Origin of the sequence: Blautia sp. CAG:257 (genome assembly GCF_000433815.1) — a bacterium.
GTDB classification, from domain to species: domain Bacteria; phylum Bacillota; class Clostridia; order Lachnospirales; family Lachnospiraceae; genus Blautia_A; species Blautia_A caecimuris.
Genome location: NZ_HF999107.1, coordinates 762 through 4,293, shown reverse-complemented (window position 1 = coordinate 4,293; position 3,532 = coordinate 762). Strand labels below are relative to the sequence as shown.

The following is a 3,532-nucleotide window of genomic DNA, read 5'->3' as shown; positions in this document are numbered from 1 at the left end:
AGGACAGGCTGACTTATTTCATTATTGTAAATGGATTCTTTGAGAGAACAGCAGATCTTACAAGCTTTGAGGATACCTTCTGCTATCTTCTGGAGGAACCGGAAGCCCTTACAGAGTTCTATGACCGTCTGGCAGAATGGCACATTGAACTGATCAAGATTGCAAAGGAATATTATCATACAGATATGATTCTCTTCCATGATGATATGGGAACTCAGATCAGTACCTTCTTTTCACCGCAGATTTATAAGGAACTGTTTCTGCCTCAGTACAAAAAGGTCACAAAGGCAGCTCATGACATGGGAATGTATATCTGTCTTCATTCCTGCGGATGTATCGGTTCTCTGATGCCTCTGATCATTGAAGCCGGATTTGACGCATGGGAGGGACAGGATTCCTCCAATGACAAAAAGGCTATTATGGATCAATACGGAAAAGAACTGGCCCAGTGTACGTTATTTGTGATCCCGGCTGATATGAGTGATGAGGAAGCTGTTGCAGAGGTTCACAAAAGAGTGGATGAGCTGGGAGTCAGCGGACGTTTTGCCTGCCGCTTGAAGGATGAAAAGCCTGACCGGAAAGTAGATCTTGCTCAGGAGCTTTACAGATACAGCCGTATCAGACTTGCAGAAACGAAATAGAAAAGGAGAGGGGGATTTCTCTATGAAGGAGCAAAAACAGGAAAAAAAGGGACTCAGCGGCGCGCTGAAAAAGTTTTATGGTGTGGGGGACTGTGGATTTACTCTGATGTCAAATATTGAAAGCTATTATTTCAGCTTCTTTCTCACAAACCTTGCCAAGTTCAGCCTTCCAATGGTTACGTTTATCACCACAACGGCAAGCGCTGTGGATGCGCTGCTTTCCTGGATTTACGGGGCCATTCTGAACAGCATCAAACCTATGAAGTGGGGACGCTACCGTTCCTGGCTGATCGCTATTCCATGGCTAGTTCCATTTCTTTATGCATTTCAGTTTGTAAAGATCGGCGACGGAATGGTTTCGGCTGTGATCATCATTATAGCTGCCATTGCCAGCCATGTGGCGTGGAACTTTGCGTATGTTGCCAATGTTTCTATGATCTCAGTGGCAGGCAAAACGCCGGAGGAAAGATCGCAGCTTTCTGCTACAAGAGCAGCCTGGGCCAATTTTTCAAAGGTTATTTTTTCTTACGTAGGTCCCGGCCTTGCAGCAGTGATGGCAGGGATCATCGGAGAAGTGAACCAGTACGGCGCAGCTGCGTTTGTGCTTGGATGTATTATGGCAGTGCTGTATTACGCGCACTTTAAAATGTTTGACGGTTATGAGAGTGTGCAGCCTGCAGAGAACGCAGGGAAAAAAGCGGCAAAGGATAAAACCGGCGGCATGGATCTGATCCGGGCGCTTTTGCAGAACCCTCCGCTGATCGCGCTTCTGATCGCTGACCTTGCCAAGTTTATGTTTAACTTTGTACTGATGGGAGTGGCAGCTTATTACTTTACATATATCGCAGGCGATGAGGGAATGCTTTCCACCTATATTCTTGTTACTAATATTTTCTGTGTGATCGGAGCTTATTTAAGTAAGACGTTAAGTATTAAATTTACCACAAGGACAACAACGATCGGAGTAATGGCAATCCAGGCTGTGCTCCTGATCCTCTCTTTCCTGATGTACAATAACGTAATGGTTGTCATTGTTCTTATGAGCATTGCAATGTTCGGATATGGAATTACTTATGCTTGCACACCTGCCCTGTATGGTGATACCATTGTATACAGTGAATGGAAAACGGGAAAGAATGCAGCAGGCTGGATCAGCGGACTTCAGAACGTGCCTCTGAAGGTTTCTATTATGACAAGAGGCATTATCATTTCTGCATGTCTGGCAATGGGAAATTTCAGCCCGGATATAGATCCGGCAGCAGCCTCCGAGGAGCTGAAACGCGCTATCAGCCTTGGCTTTATGATTATTCCGGCAGCGGCTCTTATTATAGCAGTTGTTGCTCTTGTATTTGGATTTAAGCTTACCAAGGATAAGGTTGATCAGTACGCACAGGAGATCGCATCCCGTTCATAAACAGATAAAGGACGGTCAGGCAGGATGGAGAACAGGGATATCAGATTTCTTTTAAATCTGCAGATGCTGGCAGATGGAATAAGGAAAAGCTTTCCGGAGCTGGAATTTTATCAGGGAGAGGACGAAGCATGTCTGGAAGGAGTGCGCTTTTTCCAGAAAGGAAAGAAGCTGGATTCCCGTTATGTGTATATTGCAGGGTCAGATCAGCTGAAGTCTGAGATTCCTCCGGATACCCACTGCTCTCTGATACTGGCAGACAGAGAGGATATTTCAGATAAAAGAAATATCTGTCTGAACCGGAAGGATAAAAGCAGCTGTAATGTATGTGATCCGGATCCTCTGAACAAAGAGTACTGTTATCAGAGCCAGAGTAACGAAAATTATCCGGACAATGGCAAATTATCTGTTCAGGATCCTCTGGCTGAACAGAATAAATGTGAGAAGTGGAACAACGGCAGAAACAGCATTATCCGGGTATCAGGGGAAGCGGAGCTTACAGAGCTTTTTAATGTGTGCCAGGAGATTTTCCGGTATCACTGTTCCTGGGCAGACACTTTAAAAAATATAGTGATTCGCCAGGGAAGCGTGGATGATCTGTGTAAAGTAAGCTGTGAATACTTCCATAATCCTGTTTTTGTGCATGATTCCAGACTGAATGTGATTTCCTGTCCGGTATGGAGAGAGGGAATGATCAACTGGCAGAGGGATGAAAGTACAGGACTTCTGATCACTCCGCTGGAAGAGCTGAATGAGTTCAAAACAGACAGAGAGTATCTGAAAACACTTACCACTACAAAAGCAGATATTTTTTCTGCAGATCTGAGAGGCTACAGGGATATTTATGTGAATATCTGGGGCAGCTACGGAGGATATGAAGGAAGACTGGTCATCTGTGAAATTGACAGCTCTCTGGAACCGGGACAGCTTGTATCCGCAGAATATCTGGCGGAAATGGTACGTTATGTTCTGGAAAAACGGGGCCATATGGAAAACACTTATAAGCGGGCGCTGGAAGTAATGCTGGTGGGAATGATACAGGGAAAGAAATTTTCTGATTCAGAGATTGCAAGCCGGATTGAACAGTGCGGTTGGAAAACAGAAGACTCCTATGTATGCATCCGCCTGGACGCAGAGGAGCAGGAGGGAAATCCGGGATCCTCAGCAGCCAGTCTCTGTAATTATGTGGAAGCCAGAGTTCAGGGAAGCAAGGCTGTAAGCATGGACAACCGGGTCTGTATTATTATTAACCGGAATCTGAACAGACATTATACTTCAGATATTGCAGGCATTTTACGAGACGGGCTGTTCAAGGCAGGATTCAGCAATGTGTTTCAGAATCTGACTAATCTGGAAAGCTGTTACAGGCAGGCATCTACAGCCCTGAAGTACTGCCGGAAGAAAAATGATATGATGTGGTCCTATACATTTGGAGACATTGTAATGGATTATATCGGAGATCTTTGCAGCAGTGAATTTG

The 3,532-nt window shown here is 45.0% G+C and carries 3 protein-coding genes; all 3 read left to right on the top strand.

Annotated features, from left to right (window positions below):
- Positions 1-641 (top strand): uroporphyrinogen decarboxylase family protein (locus tag QVP40_RS11880; RefSeq protein WP_288200546.1); only part of this gene is annotated, 641 nt, incomplete at its 5' end.
- A 22-nt stretch (positions 642-663) separates the two neighbouring features.
- Complete coding sequence (locus QVP40_RS11875; protein ID WP_022068609.1) at positions 664-2,055, top strand: MFS transporter; 1,392 nt, start codon at positions 664-666, stop codon at positions 2,053-2,055.
- Between the two features lie 24 nt (positions 2,056-2,079).
- A partial coding sequence (locus QVP40_RS11870) for a hypothetical protein (protein WP_288200545.1) occupies positions 2,080-3,532 on the top strand: 1,453 nt, incomplete at its 3' end.

Coding starts and splice junctions, on each gene's coding strand:
- QVP40_RS11875 (WP_022068609.1), top strand. CDS start 664: ATGAAGGAGCAAAAACAGGAAAAAAAGGGACTCAGCGGCGCGCTGAAA.